Origin of the sequence: Janthinobacterium sp. (assembly GCF_031995485.1) — a bacterium.
Taxonomy (GTDB): Bacteria; Pseudomonadota; Gammaproteobacteria; order Burkholderiales; family Burkholderiaceae_D; genus Janthinobacterium.
The window spans coordinates 55,199-75,700 of record NZ_DAMAGB010000026.1; the positions used below are offsets into that span (position 1 = coordinate 55,199).

Annotated in this window: 21 protein-coding genes and 1 tRNA gene; 12 read left to right on the top strand and 10 right to left on the bottom strand. The window is 62.4% G+C overall.

What is annotated here, in order from left to right:
* Nucleotide 1: 1 nt before the first annotated feature.
* Nucleotides 2–808 carry a hypothetical protein gene (locus RTQ46_RS15420; RefSeq protein ID WP_312437881.1) on the top strand — a complete coding sequence of 269 codons (807 nt, stop codon included), beginning with the start codon at nt 2–4 and terminating at the stop codon, nt 806–808.
* Between the two features lie 50 nt (nt 809–858).
* On the opposite strand, the gene RTQ46_RS15425 is transcribed toward RTQ46_RS15420, so the two are convergent.
* Nucleotides 859–934 (bottom strand) — tRNA-Phe (locus RTQ46_RS15425).
* Between the two features lie 184 nt (nt 935–1,118).
* Between RTQ46_RS15425 and RTQ46_RS15430 the strand changes: the two genes are divergently transcribed.
* The 8 genes from RTQ46_RS15430 (at nt 1,119) to RTQ46_RS15465 (ending at nt 9,851) form a co-directional block, all read left to right on the top strand.
* Entirely contained in the window at nt 1,119–2,090 is a 972-nt protein-coding gene (locus tag RTQ46_RS15430) for an LLM class oxidoreductase (protein WP_312437882.1), read from the top strand.
* A gap of 74 nt (nt 2,091–2,164) precedes the next feature.
* On the top strand, nt 2,165–3,391 hold the full coding sequence (locus tag RTQ46_RS15435; protein ID WP_312437883.1) for an FAD-dependent monooxygenase: 1,227 nt from the start codon (nt 2,165–2,167) through the stop codon (nt 3,389–3,391).
* Between the two features lie 72 nt (nt 3,392–3,463).
* Nucleotides 3,464–4,189 carry a DsbC family protein gene (locus RTQ46_RS15440; RefSeq protein ID WP_312437885.1) on the top strand — a complete coding sequence of 242 codons (726 nt, stop codon included), beginning with the start codon at nt 3,464–3,466 and terminating at the stop codon, nt 4,187–4,189.
* A gap of 119 nt (nt 4,190–4,308) precedes the next feature.
* Nucleotides 4,309–4,773 (top strand): 2Fe-2S iron-sulfur cluster-binding protein, encoded by a 465-nt coding sequence (locus RTQ46_RS15445; protein ID WP_312437886.1) that lies wholly within the window; start codon nt 4,309–4,311, stop codon nt 4,771–4,773.
* Nucleotides 4,770–5,342 carry a nucleotidyltransferase family protein gene (locus RTQ46_RS15450; RefSeq protein ID WP_312437887.1) on the top strand — a complete coding sequence of 191 codons (573 nt, stop codon included), beginning with the start codon at nt 4,770–4,772 and terminating at the stop codon, nt 5,340–5,342. The genes RTQ46_RS15445 and RTQ46_RS15450 overlap by 4 nt, the downstream gene beginning before the upstream one ends.
* 50 nt (nt 5,343–5,392) lie before the next feature.
* Nucleotides 5,393–7,219, top strand: a complete 1,827-nt coding sequence (locus RTQ46_RS15455) for a M61 family metallopeptidase (RefSeq protein WP_312437888.1) — start codon at nt 5,393–5,395, stop codon at nt 7,217–7,219.
* A gap of 221 nt (nt 7,220–7,440) precedes the next feature.
* Nucleotides 7,441–8,574, top strand: a complete 1,134-nt coding sequence (locus RTQ46_RS15460) for a GGDEF domain-containing protein (RefSeq protein ID WP_312437889.1) — start codon at nt 7,441–7,443, stop codon at nt 8,572–8,574.
* Between the two features lie 113 nt (nt 8,575–8,687).
* On the top strand, nt 8,688–9,851 hold the full coding sequence (locus RTQ46_RS15465) for a GGDEF domain-containing protein (RefSeq protein WP_312437891.1): 1,164 nt from the start codon (nt 8,688–8,690) through the stop codon (nt 9,849–9,851).
* Here the strand turns inward: RTQ46_RS15465 and trpC are convergent.
* The 6 genes from trpC to rpe all read right to left on the bottom strand — a co-directional run bounded on the left by trpC (nt 9,848) and on the right by rpe (nt 15,485).
* A complete protein-coding gene (gene trpC, locus RTQ46_RS15470) occupies nt 9,848–10,648 on the bottom strand; it encodes an indole-3-glycerol phosphate synthase TrpC (protein ID WP_312437893.1) in 801 nt (266 codons plus the stop codon). The two genes, RTQ46_RS15465 and trpC, sit on opposite strands and share 4 nt — an antisense overlap.
* Before the next feature lie 26 nt (nt 10,649–10,674).
* Entirely contained in the window at nt 10,675–11,718 is a 1,044-nt protein-coding gene (trpD, locus tag RTQ46_RS15475; RefSeq protein WP_312437894.1) for an anthranilate phosphoribosyltransferase, read from the bottom strand.
* A 66-nt stretch (nt 11,719–11,784) separates the two neighbouring features.
* Nucleotides 11,785–12,348, bottom strand: coding sequence for an aminodeoxychorismate/anthranilate synthase component II (locus tag RTQ46_RS15480; protein ID WP_312437896.1), 564 nt, complete (start codon nt 12,346–12,348; stop codon nt 11,785–11,787).
* A 1-nt stretch (nt 12,349) separates the two neighbouring features.
* The gene (trpE, locus tag RTQ46_RS15485) at nt 12,350–13,846 is read right to left on the bottom strand and encodes an anthranilate synthase component I (protein ID WP_312437898.1); all 1,497 of its coding nucleotides are present in this window, start codon (nt 13,844–13,846) and stop codon (nt 12,350–12,352) included.
* A gap of 248 nt (nt 13,847–14,094) precedes the next feature.
* The gene (locus tag RTQ46_RS15490; protein WP_312437901.1) at nt 14,095–14,799 is read right to left on the bottom strand and encodes a phosphoglycolate phosphatase; all 705 of its coding nucleotides are present in this window, start codon (nt 14,797–14,799) and stop codon (nt 14,095–14,097) included.
* Complete coding sequence (gene rpe / locus RTQ46_RS15495; RefSeq protein ID WP_308923754.1) at nt 14,799–15,485, bottom strand: ribulose-phosphate 3-epimerase; 687 nt, start codon at nt 15,483–15,485, stop codon at nt 14,799–14,801. The genes RTQ46_RS15490 and rpe overlap by 1 nt, the downstream gene beginning before the upstream one ends.
* Before the next feature lie 147 nt (nt 15,486–15,632).
* Between rpe and apaG the strand changes: the two genes are divergently transcribed.
* Complete coding sequence (gene apaG, locus RTQ46_RS15500) at nt 15,633–16,007, top strand: Co2+/Mg2+ efflux protein ApaG (protein WP_308925648.1); 375 nt, start codon at nt 15,633–15,635, stop codon at nt 16,005–16,007.
* Between the two features lie 15 nt (nt 16,008–16,022).
* On the opposite strand, the gene RTQ46_RS15505 is transcribed toward apaG, so the two are convergent.
* Nucleotides 16,023–16,169 (bottom strand): hypothetical protein, encoded by a 147-nt coding sequence (locus RTQ46_RS15505; RefSeq protein ID WP_312437904.1) that lies wholly within the window; start codon nt 16,167–16,169, stop codon nt 16,023–16,025.
* 10 nt (nt 16,170–16,179) lie between these two features.
* On the opposite strand from RTQ46_RS15505, the gene RTQ46_RS15510 reads away from it, so the two are divergent.
* Nucleotides 16,180–17,409 (top strand): murein transglycosylase A, encoded by a 1,230-nt coding sequence (locus tag RTQ46_RS15510; protein ID WP_312437905.1) that lies wholly within the window; start codon nt 16,180–16,182, stop codon nt 17,407–17,409.
* Between the two features lie 15 nt (nt 17,410–17,424).
* Here RTQ46_RS15510 and RTQ46_RS15515 read toward each other — a convergent pair whose 3' ends face one another.
* Both RTQ46_RS15515 and RTQ46_RS15520 read right to left on the bottom strand, forming a co-directional pair.
* Nucleotides 17,425–17,862, bottom strand: coding sequence for a universal stress protein (locus tag RTQ46_RS15515; RefSeq protein ID WP_312437907.1), 438 nt, complete (start codon nt 17,860–17,862; stop codon nt 17,425–17,427).
* Nucleotides 17,863–17,995: 133 nt separating this feature from the next.
* Nucleotides 17,996–19,333: an MFS transporter gene (locus RTQ46_RS15520; RefSeq protein ID WP_312437908.1), complete on the bottom strand. Its 1,338-nt coding sequence runs from the start codon at nt 19,331–19,333 to the stop codon at nt 17,996–17,998.
* Nucleotides 19,334–19,376: 43 nt separating this feature from the next.
* Between RTQ46_RS15520 and RTQ46_RS15525 the strand changes: the two genes are divergently transcribed.
* Nucleotides 19,377–20,153, top strand: a complete 777-nt coding sequence (locus tag RTQ46_RS15525; protein WP_312437909.1) for an enoyl-CoA hydratase — start codon at nt 19,377–19,379, stop codon at nt 20,151–20,153.
* Nucleotides 20,154–20,502: the final 349 nt, after the last annotated feature.

Sequence of the window (20,502 nt, forward strand, 5' to 3'; positions counted from 1 at the left end):
CATGCGCGAGACGTTAAAAAAATCCACAGGAAAGATTGTGCTGGCGATGTTCTGCATGGTGGCGCTGGCTTGGTGTGCAATGCCGCGACAAAAGCCACCAACTGAACTGCGCATGATACTTCACGGCAACAAGCTTGTCGTTCCAGTTGCCTATATTCCGAAGTATGAACGAGGCTGGTACAGGCAGGATGGGATTGTCAACGACGGCTTGAATCTGGATGCGGAGTGGAAGGCGGGAAAGTTGTATCCATTTGCAGCGCCTGAAGACAATACCGCTGTCTGGATCCGATACCAGAATAAGGTCTCGATCCTGATCCAGCGTTTTGGCAATAACACGCTGGAGCAAAAATATCAGCTTTCCCAACACTTCGCGTCGATATGGATGCCAAATCGCAGGCAGATGGCGAAGCGCTACGGCTTGAAGCGTTACGAGCACAACAACTTGGCACAGCGGGAAAAAGAAGATGTGATCACTGCTTTTTACGAACAGGATCTGTATCTGTATCCATCGCGTGAAAGAATTGAAACGCAGATCGTCTGCGATGCGGATTTTTTCCCCGACCCGGGTACGGAGCGGGCAAGCGCTCTGCAAAAGCGTGGCAAATTTGTTATCAATCCTCTATGTTCACACGACATTTTTTTGCATGGCTTGCGGGATTCGCATATCGAAATTGGCTACTTCCGCAGCCATCTGCCCGAGTGGCAGGCCATCGAGCAAGCCGTGGTCGAGCTGCTGGACTCATTCAATCAGGAGCCGGAGAAAGCATTGCTGCTGCGGCGCCCACCTGCGAAGCAAGTGGAACGGTAAACGCAAAAACGCCACCCGAAGGTGGCGTTTTTGAAAGTAAAACCAATTCTTGGTGGCCCGGGGCGGAATCGAACCACCGACACAAGGATTTTCAATCCTCTGCTCTACCGACTGAGCTACCAGGCCAAGGTGGCGAATTATAGCAGACCAAAACATGAATGCAAGAGCCGGCAGCGATTTCGTCCAGTTTTTTCTGCGGCAGCTCCGTTCATTGCATTCAAGTCAAATATGTATTGAGGTGCGCGGTATTTTTCTCAATAAAGGATGAGTGCATAGTGTGAGCATCGCAACCTGTCGAGGGCACCATCGCATGACTGTCACTACGCATACCACCCCTGTCGCTGAAATCGAACCGGGCGCCATGAGCAGATTGGGGCAGGGCGGTTTCAGCATCGGCCTGGAACTGCCGCTCGATAATGACTGGTCGTCGCTGGGCCGCCAGGCCAATGCGACGTCCAGCCGCATGCCGGGCGAACCTGATCTGCAGCACCATGCGCAGTTGGCCAGACTGGCTGACCGGCTGGGCTTTCGCGCGCTGTGGCTGCGCGACGTGCCGTTGTATGACCCGTCGTTCGGCGACGCGGCGCAGGTATTCGAGGTATTTACCTACCTGGGTTACCTGGCAGGTATTACGGAGAATATCTTGCTGGGCACGGCCGCCGTGGTGCTGCCGCTGCGCGAACCGGTGCTGACCCTGAAGGCGGCGGCCAGCGTCGACCAGTTGAGCGGCGGTCGCCTGCTGCTGGGCGTGGCCAGCGGCGACCGGCCGGTCGAATATCCGGTGTTCGGCCGCGACTTCGCCTCGCGCGGCGCGGCCTTTCGCGAGCAGGTCGCCATGCTGCGCGACTGGGGCGCGGCGCGTCTGCCCGATGGCGTGCGCCTGCTGCCCAAGCCAGTCACGCCATTGCCGTTGCTGGTGGCGGGGCTGGCGCAGCAGTCGCCGGCCTGGATCGGCGAGCAGATGGACGGCTGGCTCGCGTATCCGGGCACGCCCGACGACCATGCGCGCCGCGCGGCGCAGTGGCGATCCGTTTCCGGTGGCGGCAAGCCGTATGTCAGCTTTATCCACCTGGACTTGGACGCGGATCCGGCCATGCCGCTGCAGCGCTTCCGCTTTGGCGCCCGCACGGGTCGCGATGGCCTGGTCGCGGAACTGGAAGCGATGCGCGACGCTGGTGTGCAGCACATCGGCCTGCAGCTGCGGCAGAACCGCCGGCCGCTGGCCGAGACGATGGAGGAGATCGCGCACCACGTGCTGCCGCTGTTCCATGGCGCCGCCTGATCGCTTGATGGCCAGTGGCCGCACTGTACTTCCGGACTATCTGAAAGCACGGGGGCAAACGCTATAATGGCCGCATGAACAGTCCATCCTCCCCCACCATGCGGCGCTTCATGCACAGCCACAGCGACGTTTGCATCGTCGGCGACGGCGCCATTGCGAAAACCACGGCGCTGGCGTTTGCCCAGGCAGGGCAGAGCGTCACCTTGCTGTCCCCCGTCAAACCGGCCGCGCCGCTTGACGACGCCAGCTGGGATGTGCGCGTGTTTGCGCTCAATCACACGGCTCACCAGCTGCTGTCGTCGCTTAAGGTGTGGGGCGCACTCGATGCCGCGCGCGTGGCGCCGGTCGACGCCATGCTGGTCAACGGCGACGGCGCGCAGGCCGGTGCGCTCGGTTTCGACGCGTATGGCGCCCATGTCGGCACGCTGGCCTGGATCATCGAGGACCGCAACCTGGGCCAGGCGCTGGACGCCGCCCTCAGATTCGCGCAGAACGTCAACCTGGTGCAGGGCCATGCCACGCGCATTGAATGGACGGCGGATGCCGCCATCGTGCATTTGGACGGCGGCGACACCGTCACTTCCCCGCTGGTGGTCGGCGCCGACGGCGCGCAGTCGTGGGTACGCGGCCAGTGCGATATCGGCCTCGATTACCGCCCGTATGGCCAGCGCGGCGTGGTCAGCAACTTCGCCTGCGAGAAGCCGCACCACGGTGCGGCGCATCAATGGTTCACCGGCGCCGACGGCATCGTCGCGCTGCTGCCGTTGCCGGGCAACCGCGTCTCGCTGGTGTGGTCGGCACCCGACGCGCTGGCCGATACCCTGCAGGCCGAATCGGCCGAGCAGCTGGCCGCGCGCCTGGCGGTGTTCTGCCAGGACAAGCTCGGTACCCTGACGCCATTGCAGCCTGAATTGATACGCGCGTTCCCGCTGCGCCTGATCCGGCCGCACGCGATGGTGGCGCCGCGCGTGGCGCTGGTGGGCGACGCCGCTCACGTGGTGCACCCGATGGCCGGCCATGGCATGAACCTCGGTTTTGCCGACGTGGCGCAGCTGGTCAAGACCATCAATGAACGCGAAGCGCACCGCGGCATCGGCGACGAGCGCGTGCTGGCCCGCTATGCGCGCGCGCGCAAGGAAGACGTGACGCTGATGCTGATGGCCACCGACGGCCTGGCCCGTTTGTTCGGCGCCGATCTGGAGCCGCTGCGCGTGGTTCGCAATTTGGGTTTAAACTTGCTCGATAAATTGCCGGCGCTGAAGCGGAAAATGATTTCGCATGCACTGGGCAATCAACGATAACAGCAAGCCTGAGACAAGATCGCCGCAGCTGGAAAGCCGCGGCGATTGTCTTGTGATCAATTGGAGAAGTAAGTGATTAAAATAAGTAAAATGGCATTGCTGGTGACGTCCGGCCTGCTGATGTCGTGCGCCGGCGCCGAGACCCCGGTAGAAGCAAACATCAAGAAGCTGATCGAACCGCGCCTGGGCGAAGGCGCCACGGTGGATTCGATCAAGGAAACACCATACGGCGGCCTGTATGAAATCCGCACCGGCGGCGACATCCTGTACACCGACAAGAATGCGCAGTACCTGTTCGTCGGCCATGTATTCGATGCCAAGACCTCGCAGGACCTGACCAAGGAACGCCTGGACGAAGTCAACCGCATCAAGTTCTCGGACCTGCCGCTGGGCTCTGCCATGAAGACCGTCAAGGGCAATGGCAAGCGCGTGATCGCCGTGTTCGAAGACCCGAACTGCGGCTACTGCAAACGCTTCCGCCAGAACGCGCTGAAGGAAATCGACAACGTCACCGTCTACACCTTCATGTACAACATCCTGTCGCCGGACTCGATTGCCAAGTCGCGCAATATCTGGTGCGCCCCGGACCGCAACAAGGCCTGGGATGACTGGATGCTGAACGGTAAAGTGCCGGCCACGGTGGCCGCCAACTGCGCCAATCCGCACGAAAAAATCCTGGCGCTGGGCCAGCAGCTGCGCGTGTCGGGCACGCCGGCCATCTTCTTTGCCGACGGCAGCCGCATTCCTGGCGCGGTCGATGCCAAAACGCTGGAGCAGAAGTTCTCGACCATCAAGTAAGCAACGGCCGGCAACACCGACAGGCGCGCCCTCGCAGGCGCGCTTTTTTTTTCGCGGTTTTTTTAGGTATGATGGAGCGTTGCGGCAGCCGCCATGGCGACGGGAAGGAAAGGCAGCAGATGATCACCCTGAATATCAACGGTCGCGACTTGCAGGTCGATGCCGATCCGTCCACGCCCGTGCTGTGGGCGCTGCGCGACAACCTGAACCTGACCGGCACCAAGTTCGGCTGCGGCGCGGCCCTGTGCGGCGCCTGCACCGTGCACCTCGATGGCCAGCCGATCCGCGCCTGCATCACGCCCGTCGCCGCGGTGGGCAAGCAAAAAATCACCACCATCGAGGCGATGGTCGCCGACCCGGTCGGCAGCGCGGTGCAGGCGGCGTGGGTACGCCACGACGTGCCGCAATGCGGCTATTGCCAGAGCGGCCAGGTGATGAGCGCGACGGCGCTGCTGCGCGCGAACCGGGCGCCCAGCGATGCCGATATCGACAGCGCCATGAGCGGCAACATCTGCCGCTGCGGCACCTATCAGCGCATCCGCGCCGCCATCAAGGATGCGGCCACTACCCTGGCGCCAGCATGATCGGCATCCTGCTGGCGGCCGGCCGGGGGCGGCGCTTCGATCCGTCCGGCGTGCAGAACAAGCTGCTGCAGCCGCTGGACGAAGGCCCGTATGCGGGGCAGGCCGTGGTGGCGGCGGCCGCCAGGAACATGCTGGCGGCACTGCCGCGCGTGCTGGCCGTGGTGCGGCCCGACGACACGCAAGTGGCGCGCCTGCTGGGTTCCCTGGGCTGCGAAGTACGCGTCTGCATTGACGCCGATACCGGCATGGCGGCGTCGCTGACCTGCGCCATCGATTACGCGCGCGGCGCGCCGGGCTGGGTGATTGCGCTGGGCGACATGCCGTACGTGGAAACGGCTACAATCGCCGCCTTGTCGCGCGCCATCGGCGACGGCGCGCAGATCGCCGTACCCGTGTTCCAGGGCCGGCGCGGCAACCCGGTGGCGTTTGGCGCCTTTCACTTGCCGCTGCTGCTGGCGCTGGACGGCGACCAGGGCGCGCGCGCCATCGTGCAAAGCCATGTGGTGCGCGAAGTGCCGGTCGGCGACAATGGCGTGCTGCGCGACATCGATACACCTGACGATTTGTAATGCGGGACGCGTGGCGCGCCCGGGAAGACATGCCTGACACGAGGAAAAACATGAAGCAAACACCGATCAAGAAAACCATCGCCAGGGCGCCTGCCGCCGGCATCGTCTACACCATCGCCGCGCTGGACCTGGCCGGCCACATGTTCCGCGTGACCCTGACGGTCAAACAGCCGGCCGCCATCGGCCAGGTGCTGTCGCTGCCGGCATGGATCCCGGGCAGCTACATGATCCGCGAATTTTCGCGCAATATCGTCAGCATCCGCGCCGAGTCCGATGGCAAGGCCGTGCAGTTGACGAAACTGGACAAGCATTCGTGGCAGGCCGCGCCATGCCAGGGCGCGCTGACGGTCGAATACGACGTCTACGCCTGGGACCTGTCGGTACGCGCCGCCCACCTGGACCAGACCCACGGTTTCTTCAACGGCACCAGCGTGTTTTTGAGCGTGCTGGGACAGGAAGCGCAGCCGCATGAAGTCAACATCGTGCAGCCGAAGGATGCCGCCTGCAGGAACTGGCGCGTGGCCACCACCCTGCCTGAACTGAAAGCCAAACGCTACGGCTTCGGCAGCTACCAGGCCGCCAATTACGATGAGCTGATCGACCACCCGGTGGAGATGGGCGACTTCGCGCTGGCCACCTTCAAGGCGCACGGCGTGCCGCACGATATCGTCATCACCGGCGTGGTGCCCAACCTGGACATGGAGCGTTTGTGCCGCGACCTGAAGGCCATCTGCGAAACCCAGATTGCCTTTTTTGAACCGAAAAGCAAAAAAGCGCCGATGGAGCGCTATGTGTTCATGACCATGGCGGTCGGCGACGGTTACGGCGGCCTGGAACACCGCGCCTCGACCGCGCTGATCTGCGCGCGCGCCGACCTGCCGACCACGGCGTCCGCCAGTACCGAGATCGGCGACGGCTACCTGAAGTTCCTGGGCCTGTGCAGCCACGAGTATTTCCATACCTGGAACGTCAAGCGCATCAAGCCGGCCGCCTTTGCGCCATACCAGCTGCAGGCGGAAAGCTATTCTCCGCTGCTGTGGCTGTTCGAAGGCTTTACCAGCTATTACGACGACCTGATGCTGGTGCGCGCCGGCCTGATCGACGAAGCGGCCTATTTCAAGCTGCTGGGCAAGACCGTCAACAGCGTGCTGCGCGGCAGCGGCCGCACCAAGCAGAGCGTGGCCGATTCCAGTTTCGACGCCTGGGGCAAGTACTACCGCCAGGACGAAAATGCGCCGAACGCCATCGTCAGCTATTACACCAAGGGTTCGCTGATCGCGCTGGCGTTCGACCTGACGCTGCGCAGCAAGTCCGGCGGCGAGAAGTCGCTCGACGACGTGATGCTGGCGCTGTGGCAGCGCTACGGCCGCGATTTCTACAAGGGCAAGGCGCGCGGCGTGACGCCTGCCGAAGTCGAGGCGCTGTTCGATGAAATCAGCGGCACGCGCATGAAGCCGTTTTTCGAGCGCTATATCCGCGGCACCGACGACGTGCCGCTGGCGCGCCTGCTGGCGCCGTTCGGCGTCAAATACAGCGACGTGCGCAAGAGCGCCAAACCGAGTCTTGATGTCAATCTGGCCGGCGATGCAAAACTGTCGCAGGTACACGAGGGCGGCGCCGCCCACCTGGCCGGTCTGTCGGCGGGCGACCTGCTGGTGGCGCTCGACGGCCTGCGCGTGACGGGCGCCAACCTGGATGCCTTGCTGTCGCGCTACGCGGTCGGCGCCGAGGTGGTCATCCACGCATTCCGCCGCGACGAACTGATGACATTTACGGCCAGCCTGCAAGGCGACCGTATACCGAATGTCAATTTTGTTATCGCACCGGCATCGAAAAAATTATCGGCTTGGAAACGGCCGACTGCCCAGGTGTTGTAAAAGCTGGTAAATGGCGGGGCAGCGGACCATCGCTGTGGCAAGATTAAACCCGCCAGTAGTTTTAATACGAAGTTTCAAGGTACAATTTCTGTCGCGAAATTTATCATGCTTTTCGGCATGTTTGGCGCGATTCTCCGCCACTGTATCTTTTCCCTGTGAAACTTGACCCCGCTACTATTATTTTAATGTCCACGGTAATGGCGATTGCCATGGCGGTGGTCATGTTTTCTGCACAGCGGACGTTCCCGCAATCCGTGTGCGGCCTGCGGGAATGGCTGATCGGCCTGCTGGGACTGATACTGGCCAGCGCCCTGTTTGCCCTGACAGGGAAGGTGCCGCCCGCCATTCTGCTGCCCGTCGCAAACTCTGTTTTCCTGTGGGGCGCCGGCATGCAGATGATCGGCACCCAGAAATTCTACGGCGAGCCGCCAGCCTGGCGCCTGTTTCATGCGACGTGGCTGCTGGGCCTGGTAGTAATGCTGATCTGGCTGTACTGGCGTGACGATTTCGCCACGCGCGTGGCCATGTATTCCTTCCTGATGATGGCGCTGCTGTTCCGGCAGACGGTGGTGATCGTGCAGCGTGGCGAGCGCCATCTGAGCACCTGGTTCTTTGCCACCCTGAGCCTGCTGCCGACGCTGGCGCTGCTGCATCGCGGCATGACGGCGCTGCTGCAGGCGGGCGGCGCCGGCTACGACATCATGCATGGCGGCCCCAACCACAGCCTGTACCTGGCGATCCTGTCGTTCATGACCTTGCTGCTGCCGATCGGCTTCATGACGGTGGCCACGCGTCATCTGCACATGGTGCTCGAACAGCACTCGAACCGCGATCCGCTGACGTCGGTATTGAACCGGCGCGGCTTTGCCGAAGTCCATGCCAAGGAAAAAGCGCGCGCGCGCCGCAGCGGCACGCTGATTGCCGTGATGAGCATCGACCTCGATTTTTTCAAGGCCATCAACGATGCGCATGGCCATGCCGTGGGCGACCTGGTGCTGATCGATGTGGCGGGCGTGATCAGCGGCGTACTGCGCGGCAGCGATGCGGTGGCGCGTTTCGGCGGCGAAGAGTTCGTGGTGCTGCTGTCCGATACCTACCAGGCACGCGCCGAGCTGGTGGCGCAGCGCATCCAGCACGCGCTGCGCCAGCCGCGCACGGTGTCAAGCTTGCCACGCTACACGCTCAGCATCGGCATCGCCTGCCAGAGCGGCCACGGCGAAGAACTCGACAGCCTGCTGCTGCGCTCGGACCAGGCGCTATACCGCGCCAAACAGCTGGGCCGCGACCGCATCGAAATTGCCGATGGCACGACCGCATCCTGCACGCTGTCGCCGCCGATGAGTTTGTGTAGTTGATATCCGGTATTATTTTTTCTGGAACCCGGTGTAACCGAATACAACTGAACTAAAATCACGGTAATTCATTCTGGCTCAGCCTGACCGTGGAAACACTCGATCCCCGCACCATCATGCTGATGACCACACTGATGTGTGCGGCCATGAGCGTGGTCATGTTTTCCGTGTATCGCAGCTTTCGCAGCGAAGTGCATGGCCTGGGGCATTGGTCGGCCGGCCTGGTGCTGCTGGTCTGCGCCTCGATCCTGTTCGGCACGCGCGGCACCTTTCCCGATGCGGTCTCGCTGCTGGGCGCCAACGCCAGCCTGCTGCTGGGTATCGGCCTGTCGATGCTGGGCACGGAAAAATTCTATGGCCAGCAGCCGAGCCTGCGCCTGTATCTGCTGGCGTGCTGCCTGGCGACGGCCGGCCTGGCCTGGTGGCTGCTGGTCGATGTGAATTTTTCCATCCGCGTGGCGATTTTCTCGCTGACTGTTTTCCTGTTCTATGCGCGCCAGGTGCAGCTGGTGTGGCTGCACGGCGAGCGGCATTTCTCGAGTTTTTTCTTTGGCGGCCTGATGTTGGTGCAGGCCTGCGTGGTGCTGGTGCGCGGCGTATCGGCGCTGGCTTACGGCAGCGCCCATGTGAACCTGCTGGCGGCCGGCACGCGCGCCAGCATCTATCTGGCGGCCGCCAATTTCATGGCGCTGCTGCTGACGGTCGGCTTCATGACGGTGGCCACGCGCCGCCTGCAAAGCATCCTCGAGCGCCGCTCGACTCACGATCCGCTCACACAGGTGCTGAACCGGCGTGGCTTCGGCGACTGCTATGCGCGCGCCAAGGCGAGCCTGCGGCGCCACCGCCGTCCGCTGACCCTGCTCAGCATCGACCTCGACTATTTCAAGACGATCAATGACCGCCATGGCCATGCGGTGGGCGACCAGGTGCTGGCCCATGTGGCAGCGGTGATCAGCGGCGCGCTGCGCGAGTCGGACTGCGTGGCGCGTTTCGGCGGCGAGGAGTTCGTGGTGCTGATGCCCGACATGGCGCCGCACCATGCACTCGGCGCGGCCGAGCGGATCCGGGAGCTGTTGTGCGAAGCGAACGGCAAGGGACTGCCGCCGTGTACCGTCAGCATTGGCGTGGCCTGCCAGGCATCGGAACACGAGGAGCTCGAGCACCTGCTGGCGCGCGCCGATGCGGCGCTGTACCTGGCCAAGGAAAACGGCCGCGACCGCATCGAGTTCGATATCGGCGGCCTGAATGTGGTCAGGTCCGCCGGCGCTGTGGCGTTCTAGCTGAACAGGCGCGCCAGCTCCGCACCGGGATCCGGTGCGCGCATGAACGCTTCGCCCACCAGGAAGCTGTGCACATTGGCCGCGCGCATGCGCTGCACGTCGGCCGTGCCGAGAATGCCGGACTCGGTGATGATCAATTTGTCCTGCGGGATGCGCGGCAACAGGCCGATGGTGGTGTCCAGCGAGGTCTCGAAGGTACGCAGGTTGCGGTTGTTGATGCCGATCAGCGCGCTCTTGAGCTTCAGGGCCGCATCGAGTTCGGCGCCGTCGTGGCTTTCGATCAGCACGCCCATGCCCAGCTCGTGGGCGCACGCTTCCATGTCGGCCATCAGGCCATGATCGAGCGCGGCGACGATCAGCAGGATGCAATCGGCGCCCATCGCGCGCGCTTCATAGATCTGGTACAGGTCGACCATGAAGTCCTTGCGCAGCACGGGAATCGCGCAGGCCGCGCGCGCCTGCTGCAGGTATGCGACCGAGCCTTGGAAGAACTGCGCGTCGGTCAGCACCGACAGGCAGGCCGCGCCATGCTGGGCATAGCTGGCGGCGATGTCGGCCGGGCGGAAATCGGCGCGGATCACGCCTTTTGACGGCGACGCTTTTTTCACTTCGGCGATGATGCCAGGCTTGCCATCGGCGATCTGCTGGCGCAGGCTCGCTTCAAAGCCGCGCAGGTCGGCGCGCAGGGCGCTGTCGTTTTCGACCTCGCCGCGCAGGCTGGCCAGGCTGCGGTAGGCCTTGGCCTTGGCCACTTCATCGGCCTTGACGGCCAGGATTTGATTGAGGATATCGGACATGATGGTCGCTGTTCTATAGGTGGAAATTACGCTTGCGCCGGGGCGCCCAGCTGCTGCGTGACGCGCACGAACTGCTCGAGTTTGGCGATTGCCGCGCCCGAGCTGACGGCCGTGCGCGCACGCGCCAGGCCATCCTCGATCGAGCTGGCCACGCCGGCCGCGTACAGCGCCGTGCCCGCGTTCAGCGCCACGATATCGCTGGCCGCGCCAGGCTCGCCGCGCAGCGCTTCCATCATCTTCGCTTTTGACTCGGCCGAGTCGGCCACCTTCAGGTTGCGGCTGGCGATCATCTGCAGGCCGAAGTCTTCCGGGTGGATTTCATATTCGCGGATCTCGCCGTTGACCAGTTCACCGACCATGGTGCCGGCGCCGAGCGACACTTCATCCATATTGTCGCGGCCATACACGACGATCGCATGCTGCGCGCCGAGGCGCTGCAATACGCGCACCTGGATGCCGACCAGGTCGGCGTGGAACACGCCCATCAGGATATTCGGCGCGCCGGCCGGATTGGTCAGGGGCCCGAGGATATTGAAAATCGTGCGCACGCCCAGCTCGCGGCGCACCGGCGCGGCGTGTTTCATGGCGGCGTGGTGATTCGGCGCGTACATGAAACCGATGCCGGTCTGCGCGATCGACTGCGCGATCTGCTCGGGCTGCAGGTTGATGTTGACGCCCAGCGAATCGAGCACGTCGGCGCTGCCCGACGATGACGACACGCTGCGCCCGCCATGTTTGGCCACGCGCGCGCCGGCCGCCGCCGCCACGAACATCGAGGCGGTGGAGATATTGAAGGTGTGTGCGCCGTCGCCACCGGTGCCGACGATGTCGAGCAGGTTGGTGGTGTCGGCCATCGGCACCTTGGTGGAAAACTCGCGCATCACTTGCGCGGCGGCGGCGATTTCGCCGATGGTTTCCTTTTTCACGCGCAGGCCCATGGTCAGGGCCGCGATCATGGTGGGCGACATTTCGCCGGACATGATCTGGCGGAACAGGTACAGCATTTCGTCGTGGAAGATTTCGCGGTGTTCGATACAGCGCAGCAGGGCTTCTTGTGGGGTGATCGGCATGATGCTTCCTTCTTCAATGATGGCGCAGGAGGACACTGAGGGCACGCCGGGGGCGTGCCTGGAAAATCAGCGCTCGAGAAAATTCTTCAGCAGGGCGTGGCCGTGCTCCGACAGGATCGATTCGGGGTGGAACTGCACGCCCTCGATATCGAACTGCCGGTGCCGCACGCCCATGATTTCGCCGTCGTCCGTCCACGCGGTCACTTCCAGGCAGGAAGGCAGCGAGGCGCGTTCGATTGCCAGCGAGTGGTAGCGGATCACTGTGAAGGGGGAGGGCAGGCCCTTGAAGACGCCCACGCCCGTATGCGCGATGAGGGAAGTTTTGCCATGCATGACCTGCTTGGCGCGGATTACCTTGCCGCCAAATGCTTCGCCGATGGCCTGGTGGCCCAGGCAGACGCCGAGGATCGGCTTCTTGCCGGCGAAGTGTTTCAGCACCTCGACCGAAATGCCGGCCTGTGCCGGCGCCTTCGGGCCGGGCGAAATGCAGATGCGATCCGGGTTCAGCGCCTCGATTTCGGCGATGGTGATTTCGTCGTTGCGGTGTACCCGCACGTCTTCACCGAGTTCGCCGAAATACTGGACGATGTTGTAGGTGAAGGAGTCGTAGTTGTCGATCATCAGCAGCATCTTAAAACTCCCCATCCAGGCCATCTTGTACTTGTTCGGCGGCGCGCAGTACGGCGCGCGCCTTGTTTTCGGTTTCCTGCCATTCCATTTCGGGGACCGAGTCGGCCACGATGCCGGCGGCCGCCTGCACGTACAGCATGCCGTCCTTGATCACGCCGGTGCGGATCGCGATCGCCACGTCCATTTCGCCGCCAAACGACAGGTAGCCGCAGGCGCCGCCATAGATGCCGCGCTTGGTGATTTCCAGTTCGTCGATCACTTCCATTGCGCGCACTTTCGGCGCGCCGGTCAGGGTGCCGGCCGGGAAGGTGGCGCGCAGCACGTCGAGGTTCGACAGGCCGTCTTGCAGCGTGCCTTCCACGTTCGAGACGATATGCTGCACATGCGAGTATTTTTCGATCACCATGCGGTCGGTGACCTGCACGCTGCCAGTCGTCGCGATGCGGCCGATATCGTTGCGCGCCAGGTCGATCAGCATCACGTGTTCGGCGATCTCTTTCGGGTCGGCCAGCAGTTCGGCCGACAGTGCCGCGTCGCGTTCTGGCGTGGCGCCGCGCGGACGGGTGCCGGCGATCGGACGCAGCGTCACTTTCTTGCCGCCGTCCGGCGTGCTTTCATTGCGCACCAAAATCTCGGGCGAAGCGCCGATGATCTGCATGTCGCCGAAGTTATAGAAGTACATGTACGGCGACGGGTTCAGCGAACGCAGCGCGCGGTACAGCGTCAAAGGCGAATCGACATACGGTTTGCGGATGCGCTGGCCGATCTGCACCTGCATCAGGTCGCCGGCCATCACGTATTCATGCGCCCTGGCGACCGCTTTCAGATAGTCTTCCTTCGAAAAATCGCGGATCGTTTCGGTGCGCACCGAGCTGCTGGTGACGGGCGCATCGACGCCGCGGCGCAGCATCATGCGCAGGTCTTTCAGGCGCTGGCGCGCCTTGGAAAACGACTCTGGCGCGGTGGTGTCGGCGTAGACGATCAGATAGAGCTTGCCGGACAGGTTGTCGATCACGGCCAGTTCTTCGGTCACCATCAGCTGGATGTCGGGCAGCCCGAGGTCGTCTTTCGGCGCGCCGCCGGCCAGCTTTTTCTCGATATGGCGCACGGTGTCGTAGCCGAAGTAGCCGGCCAGGCCGCCGCAGAAACGCGGCATGCCGGGGCGCAGCGCCACCTTGAAGCGCGACTGGTACTGTTCGATGAAGTCGAGCGGATTGCCTTCGTGCTCTTCGATCACGGCGCCGTTTTTCACGATCTCGGTGCGGTTGCCGAAGGTGCGCAGCACGGTGGTGGCGGGCAGGCCGATGAAGGAAAAGCGTCCGAAGCGTTCGCCGCCGACCACCGATTCCAGCAGGAAGGTGTTCTTGCCGCCTTGCTGGGTTTGCGCCAGTTTCAGATACAGCGTGAGCGGGGTTTCGAGGTCGGCGAACGCTTCCGCGATCAGGGGGATGCGGTTATAGCCTTGCTGGGCCAGCGATTTGAATTCGAGTTCGGTCATGTGTCTCTCCATGCCGCAGGGGTGCAAGTGTGCACGGCGCCCGCGGTGGGTTATCAAAAAACCTGTCGCATGCGGGTACGCACACGACAGCAATCATCGTACGGCTCGGCCTTAAGCCTGCCAGGATTGCCAGCGTCGCCAAAGCCAGGCCTCAATCGAGCCGGTTTGGGTGACATTGTGTTTTTTGATGAGAAACGTGTTCACGATAAGGTGTTCGTCTAAGTCAGTATGCGATAAAAGTAGTGGAATCAGTTTTGCATGCTTATGACATGAGCCGCTTCGAGCAGCGTATTTACTATACCATCGGAATCGGTATCGTGTATAGAGTGTCCGTGGTTGTAGCCATACGGTACCGTCAACACGGGGCAACCCGCAGCGCGGGCCGCTTGCGCGTCGTTCGACGAGTCGCCGATGGCCACCACTTTCGACGGCGCCAGGTCGAAGTCCGCACATACTTGCAGCAAGGGCAGCGGGTCCGGTTTTTTCTTTGCCAGCGAGTCGCCGCCGTAGACGATCTCGAAATACCGATCGAGATTTTTCAGTTTCAAAAGGGGCAGGGCGAACGCGATCGGCTTGTTGGTGACGCAGGCCAGGCGCAGGCCGGCCGCTTTCATCGCCGCCAGCCCCTTTTCCACGTCCGGATACAGGGTGCTGTGCTGGCCGTTGATGGCCAGGTAATGGCGCTGGTAGGCGTCCATCGCCTGCCCGAAACGCTGCTCGACGCCGGCCGCGTCGAAGTCCAGCGCCAGTACCGTGCGGATCAGGTTTTCCGAGCCTTTGCCGACCATCAGCTTGATGGCGTCGGCGCTGATCGGCTGCAGCGAAAATTCGCCGCGCATGCCGTTGATGGCGACATGGAAATCGGGCACGGTGTCGAGCATCGTGCCATCGAGGTCGATAATGGCGGCGCGCACGCCGGCCAGCACATGATGCGTCACCGTGCCCGCCGCCATCAGTTGCTCACCGTCTTGGCCACTGTCTTGGCCAATTCGGCGCGCATGGCGTCGATCACGGCCTTGTAGTCGGGCTTGCCGAAGATGGCCGAGCCGGCGACAAAGGTGTCGGCGCCGGCAGCCGCTGCGGCGGCGATATTGTCGATCTTGATGCCGCCATCGACTTCGAGCATGATGTCGCGGCCCGATTCATCGATCATGCGGCGCGCTTCGGCGATTTTCTTCAGCGCTTGCGGGATGAAGGACTGGCCGCCGAAACCGGGGTTGACCGACATGATCAGGATGATGTCGATCTTGTCCATCACGTGTTCCAGGTAGTGCAGCGGCGTGCCAGGATTGAAGACCAGGCCGGCCTTGCACCCGTTGTCGCGGATCAGCTGCAGCGAACGGTCCAGGTGTTCCGACGCTTCCGGGTGGAAGGTGATGATGTTCGCACCGGCTTTGGCGAAATCCGGGATAATGCGATCGACAGGCTTGACCATCAGATGCACGTCGATGGGTACTTGCACATGCGGGCGGATGGCTTCGCAGACGAGCGGGCCGATCGTCAGGTTCGGCACATAATGGTTGTCCATTACATCGAAGTGGATAATGTCGGCGCCGGCGGTCACGACGTTGCGCACTTCCTCGCCCAGACGGGCGAAGTCGGCGGACAGGATGCTGGGAGCGATGCGGAATGTAGTCATGGTAGAAGGCCAGAGGGTAGAAGATGCAAAGTTGCGCTATTTTACGCTTGACGCCGCTGCCATGCCCTTTTGAAAGACAGATTCTCCTCTTGCGCGGCAGCCGGCGAGGCTGTGGCGCGACACCTCATGAACCAGACAGGGACGACGATGGCGACTTATGAATTTACGGTAACGGTCAAGACACAGTATTTGCCGGAGCAATCGGCGCCCGACCAGGGCCGCCATGTTTTCAGCTACACGATTCGCGTGGTCAACACGGGTACGGCCGGCGCGCAGTTGATCTCGCGCCACTGGGTCATCACGGACGCCAACAACAAGGTGGAAGAAGTGCGCGGCCTGGGCGCCGTCGGCCACCAGCCGCTGCTGCAGCCGGGCGAGCAGTTCGAATACACGAGCGGCACGGTGCTGGCCACGCCGCAGGGCACCATGCTGGGCGAATACTTCTGCGTGGCCGAAGACGGCCACCAGTTCGAAGCGCAGATTCCCGAGTTCGTGTTGTCGCTGCCGCGCACGCTGCACTAAACTACGCGCATTTCCCTATTTCAGTTTTTCGGTGGCGTCCTTCTCGGCCGCCACCTGTTTCTGCGCCGGCGGCGTGGGCTTCTTGCCCGAATACATGGTCCACCAGACGATGAACGCCAGCAGGAAAAACGCCACCATTGCTTCCATTACCAAGATCCACATACGCTCTCCTATGTCTTTACGCTTCAGTCTACTCGTTTCATGCGGCGCCGTCGCGCTGGCCTTGTCGGCCTGTACCACCACGCCCAGTGTCCCCCTGACGCCGGCCAAACCGCCCGCCATCACGCCATCGGTCGTCAATCCCGTGCCCGCCAAGCCGGCGGCGCCCGAGGCCAAGGATGCCAAAGATGTGCAGGCACCTGTTTTCACGCCGGTCAGTTTCGCCGCCCTGCCGGGCTGGGGCCGCGACGACATGCGCGCCGCCTGGCCTGCCTTCATGGCCTCGTGCGGCGTGCTGGTCAAGCGGCCCGACTGGAAAGAGTCGTGCACGATTGCGCGCCAGGTCAATGCCGACAGCGACAAGGCGATCCGCCAGTTCTTCGAAGCGTTTTTCGTGCCGAACCAGATAGTCGCCGCCGATGGCACCAATTCCGGCCTGGTCACCGGCTACTACGAGCCGCTGCTGCACGGCGCGCGCAAGCGTGGCGGCCCATACCAGACGCCGCTGTACAAGGTGCCGGACGACCTGGTGACGGTGGACCTTGCCAGCGTGTATCCGGAACTGAAAAACATGCGCCTGCGCGGCAAGCTGGTGGGCAAGAAGGTGGTGCCGTATGCCACCCGCGCCGATATCGAGCGCGCCACGTCAGTGACGGGCAAGGAGCTGATGTGGGTCGACGACGAAGTGGAAGCATTTTTCCTGCAAGTGCAGGGCAGCGGCCGCGTGCAGCTGACCGACACCCAGGAAACCGTGCGGGTGGCCTATGCGGACCAGAACGGTCATCCGTACCAGTCGATCGGCCGCTACCTGGTCGACAAGGGTGAGCTGACCATGAGCCAGGCGTCGGCGCAGGGCATCAAGGCCTGGATCGCCGGCCACCCGACGCGCAAGGACGAGCTGTTCAACGCCAACCCCAGCTATGTATTCTTCAAGGAAGAGCGCCTGCCGGACCCGAAAGTAGGGCCGAAAGGCGCGCTGGGCGTGCCGCTGACACCGCAGCGCTCGGTCGCCATCGACTCGCGCTATGTGCCGCTGGGCGTGCCCGTGTTCCTGTCGACCACGCAGGCGAACAGCGATATCCCGATGCAGCGCCTGGTGATGGCGCAAGATACGGGCGGCGCCATCCGCGGGCCGATCCGCGTCGATTATTTCTTTGGCTTTGGCGCGGAAGCGGCCGAGAACGCAGGCCGCATGAAGCAGAGCGGCATGGTGTGGCTGCTGCTGCCGAAGCAGCCGCAGTAATGTTGACGGTCGTGCTTAACGCAGGACCATGACGGGCAGGTGGGTATGCGCCAGCACTTTTTGTGTTTCGCTGCCCACGAACAGTTTGTTCAGACCCTTGCGGCCATGCGAGGCCATCAGGATGATGTCGCACTGATACGCTTGCGCCGTATTGACGATTTCTTCGTGCGGGCTCGGCGACACGGCGACCACGCCTTCGAAGGCGACGCCGGCGGCGCGCGCGGCCTCGCCGATTTTCTCGATCGCGCGCTGCGCCGATTCATTCATCTGCTGTTCGTACAGGCTGGCGTCGAGCACGATGCCGCCATCGGCCATCGGTGAAAACGGAAACGGCTGTACCACGCTGACGGCCACCAGCTTGGCCTGGTTCAGCTGGGCAAAGGCGATGGCGGTATTGGCGGCCTGGTCTGACAAAGGCGAGCCGTCGGTAGGGAAAAGTATCGTCTTGAACATAATGTGCTCCTTGGAAATGGTTGAGCTTATGGATATACCTGGGGTAAATCCTTGATGTAAATCAAATCCATCTGGCTTCGTCTGCAATAATGTCTGCAAAGCAATTTCGTCCAGTGTATGCCTGTTCTCCGCTTCAGGTGCGCACGCCACGCAGCGGCGTGCCCCACACCATGGCGATCGTCAGCGCGATGCTGCCGCCCGCGATGCAGGCCAGGCCCGTGCGCACGCCAAAGTGTTCCGCCACCCAGCCGGCCGCCAGCGCGCCCAGCGGCGCGGTCGCCACCGTCAGGAAGCGCATGGTCGAGGTCATGCGTCCCAGCATGGCGTCGGGCGTGACCTTCTGCCGCAAGCCCAGGTAGGGAATAAAGAACAGCATCACGCCGCAATCGAAAAAAAACATCAGCACCGCATACGCGGCGGCACTGGCCGTGGCGCTGCCGAACAGATGGGCAGGAATGGCTGGCGTCAGCGCGAAGCATAGCGAGGTCGAAGCCAGGCCGATCAGGATCACGCGCCCGGCGCCATAGCGGCGCGTCAACGGTTTCACCACTATCGCGCTGACCAGCACGCCGGCGCCGCCGAGCATCTGCGCCATGCCCAGCACGCCAGGACTCATGCCCAAATCATGCGTGGCGAACAATACCGTCAGCGCCATGCTGGCGTAAAACAGGAAATGCCAGACGCCGGCGCCCCAGGCCAGCGCGCGCAGCAGCGGCTCGCGCCAGACAAACAGCAGGCCGTCGGCGATATCGCGCAAGGGATGGTTGTGCGATGGCGCGGGACGTGGATCGCGCACGCTCATGGCGCGCAGATTGAATACCGAAATCACATAGCCGCAGGCCGTGCACAGGATTGCGACCGGCGCCGACAACGTCTGCACCAGCACGCCAGCCATGCCCGGCCCGATCAGGCGCGAGGCCGATTCCGTGGCGGCAAATTTCGATTGTGCATCGATCAGCCCGTCGCGTCCGACCAGGAAGGTCAGGAATACCTGCTCGGCGCCGCCGCCGACCACGAAGCCGGTGCCGATAATAAAACCGACTATATACAGCCACGGCATCGACAGCACGCCGCACCAGTACGCCACCGCCACGCTGGCCAGCGCCAGGCCCGACATGCTTTCGCTGAACAGCATGATCGGATGCTTGCTGCGCCGGTCCAGCAGCACGCCGACCGGCAGGCCGAACAGGGCAAACGGCAGCGCCTGCAATGCCACCAGGATGCCCATCTGTTCCGGCGTCGCATGCAGCAGCAACACCGCGCACAGCGGCAGGGCCAGCGAGGTGATCTGGGCACCGAAGCAATTGAGGCCATTGCTGAACCACAGGCGGCGGAAATTGACGGTGGCGGCGGAACCGTCACCGCGCAGGCGCTTGATAGCAGACTGGAAAAAAGAAGAGAAAATACGGCACACGTCGAGGTGGGTAGCAGGTTGATAATAATAACAGTGGGGCCGTGGTAGCGCAGTCATTAGCCGCTACAATCGTTGTCACCGTTTATCGAGAGGAGACAATATGCAATACGAAGACCTGATCATCGAAATCCAGGATAAAGTCGCGCTGATACGCCTGAACCGTCCCAAGGCCCTGAATGCCCTGAACGAACGCATGATGAACGAGCTGGGCGACGCGCTGCTCAAGTTCGATGCCGACGACAACATCGGCTGCATCGTGCTGACCGGCAGCGAAAAAGCGTTTGCCGCCGGCGCCGACATTGCAGCCATGGCCGACTACACCTATCCCGATACCTTTACGCAAGGCTATATCAGCCGCAACTGGGAGCATATCCTGCGTGTGCGTAAACCAGTGGTCGGCGCGGTGGCCGGCTATGCACTGGGTGGCGGCTGCGAGCTGGCCATGATGTGCGATTTCCTGATCGCCGCCGACAGCGCCAAATTCGGACAGCCGGAAATCAAGGTTGGCGTCACGCCAGGCGCGGGCGGCACCCAGCGCCTGCCGCGCGCGATCGGCAAGGCCAAGGCCATGGATCTGCTGCTGACGGCGCGCACCATCGATGCACAGGAAGCCGAGCGCATCGGCCTGGTGTCACGTGTGGTACCGGCCGACAAGTTGCTGGAAGAAACCCTGGCGGCCGCCAAAACCATTGCCGCCATGCCGACCTCGGTAGCCATGATGATCAAGGATTGCGTCAACCGCGCGTTTGAAACCACCCTGACCGATGGCGTCGCTTACGAGCGCCGTCTGTTCCAGGCTGCGTTCGGCACGCCGGCCCAGAAAGAGGGCATGCACGCATTTTTGGAAAAGCGCTTGCCAAACTTCGATGGCCTTTGATATGATTCGCCTCCTCGCAAAACGACGCGCACAAAACAAGGTGTTGCAGAGTTAAACGAGGCAGAAAAGAAGGTTGACGAAATGGCCGAAACGCTTCATACTCTTCCTTCTTCGCAGCTGACAAACACAACGCTTTGTCGATAGCGCGAAACGTAACACCGAATACCGTTCTTTAACAATTAACAGTCGATAAGTGTGGGCATTTGATGAAGTGCAGCGATGATCTTAGGGTCGTCGTAAAACTTAAAATATCAAATGTTCACAAGAAATAATGAAATAGGACGCTTCGCAAGAAGTGGCCTGTCAGTTTTTTGAGTGAGCAAACACCTCGCAATGCGAGGGGTTTGAA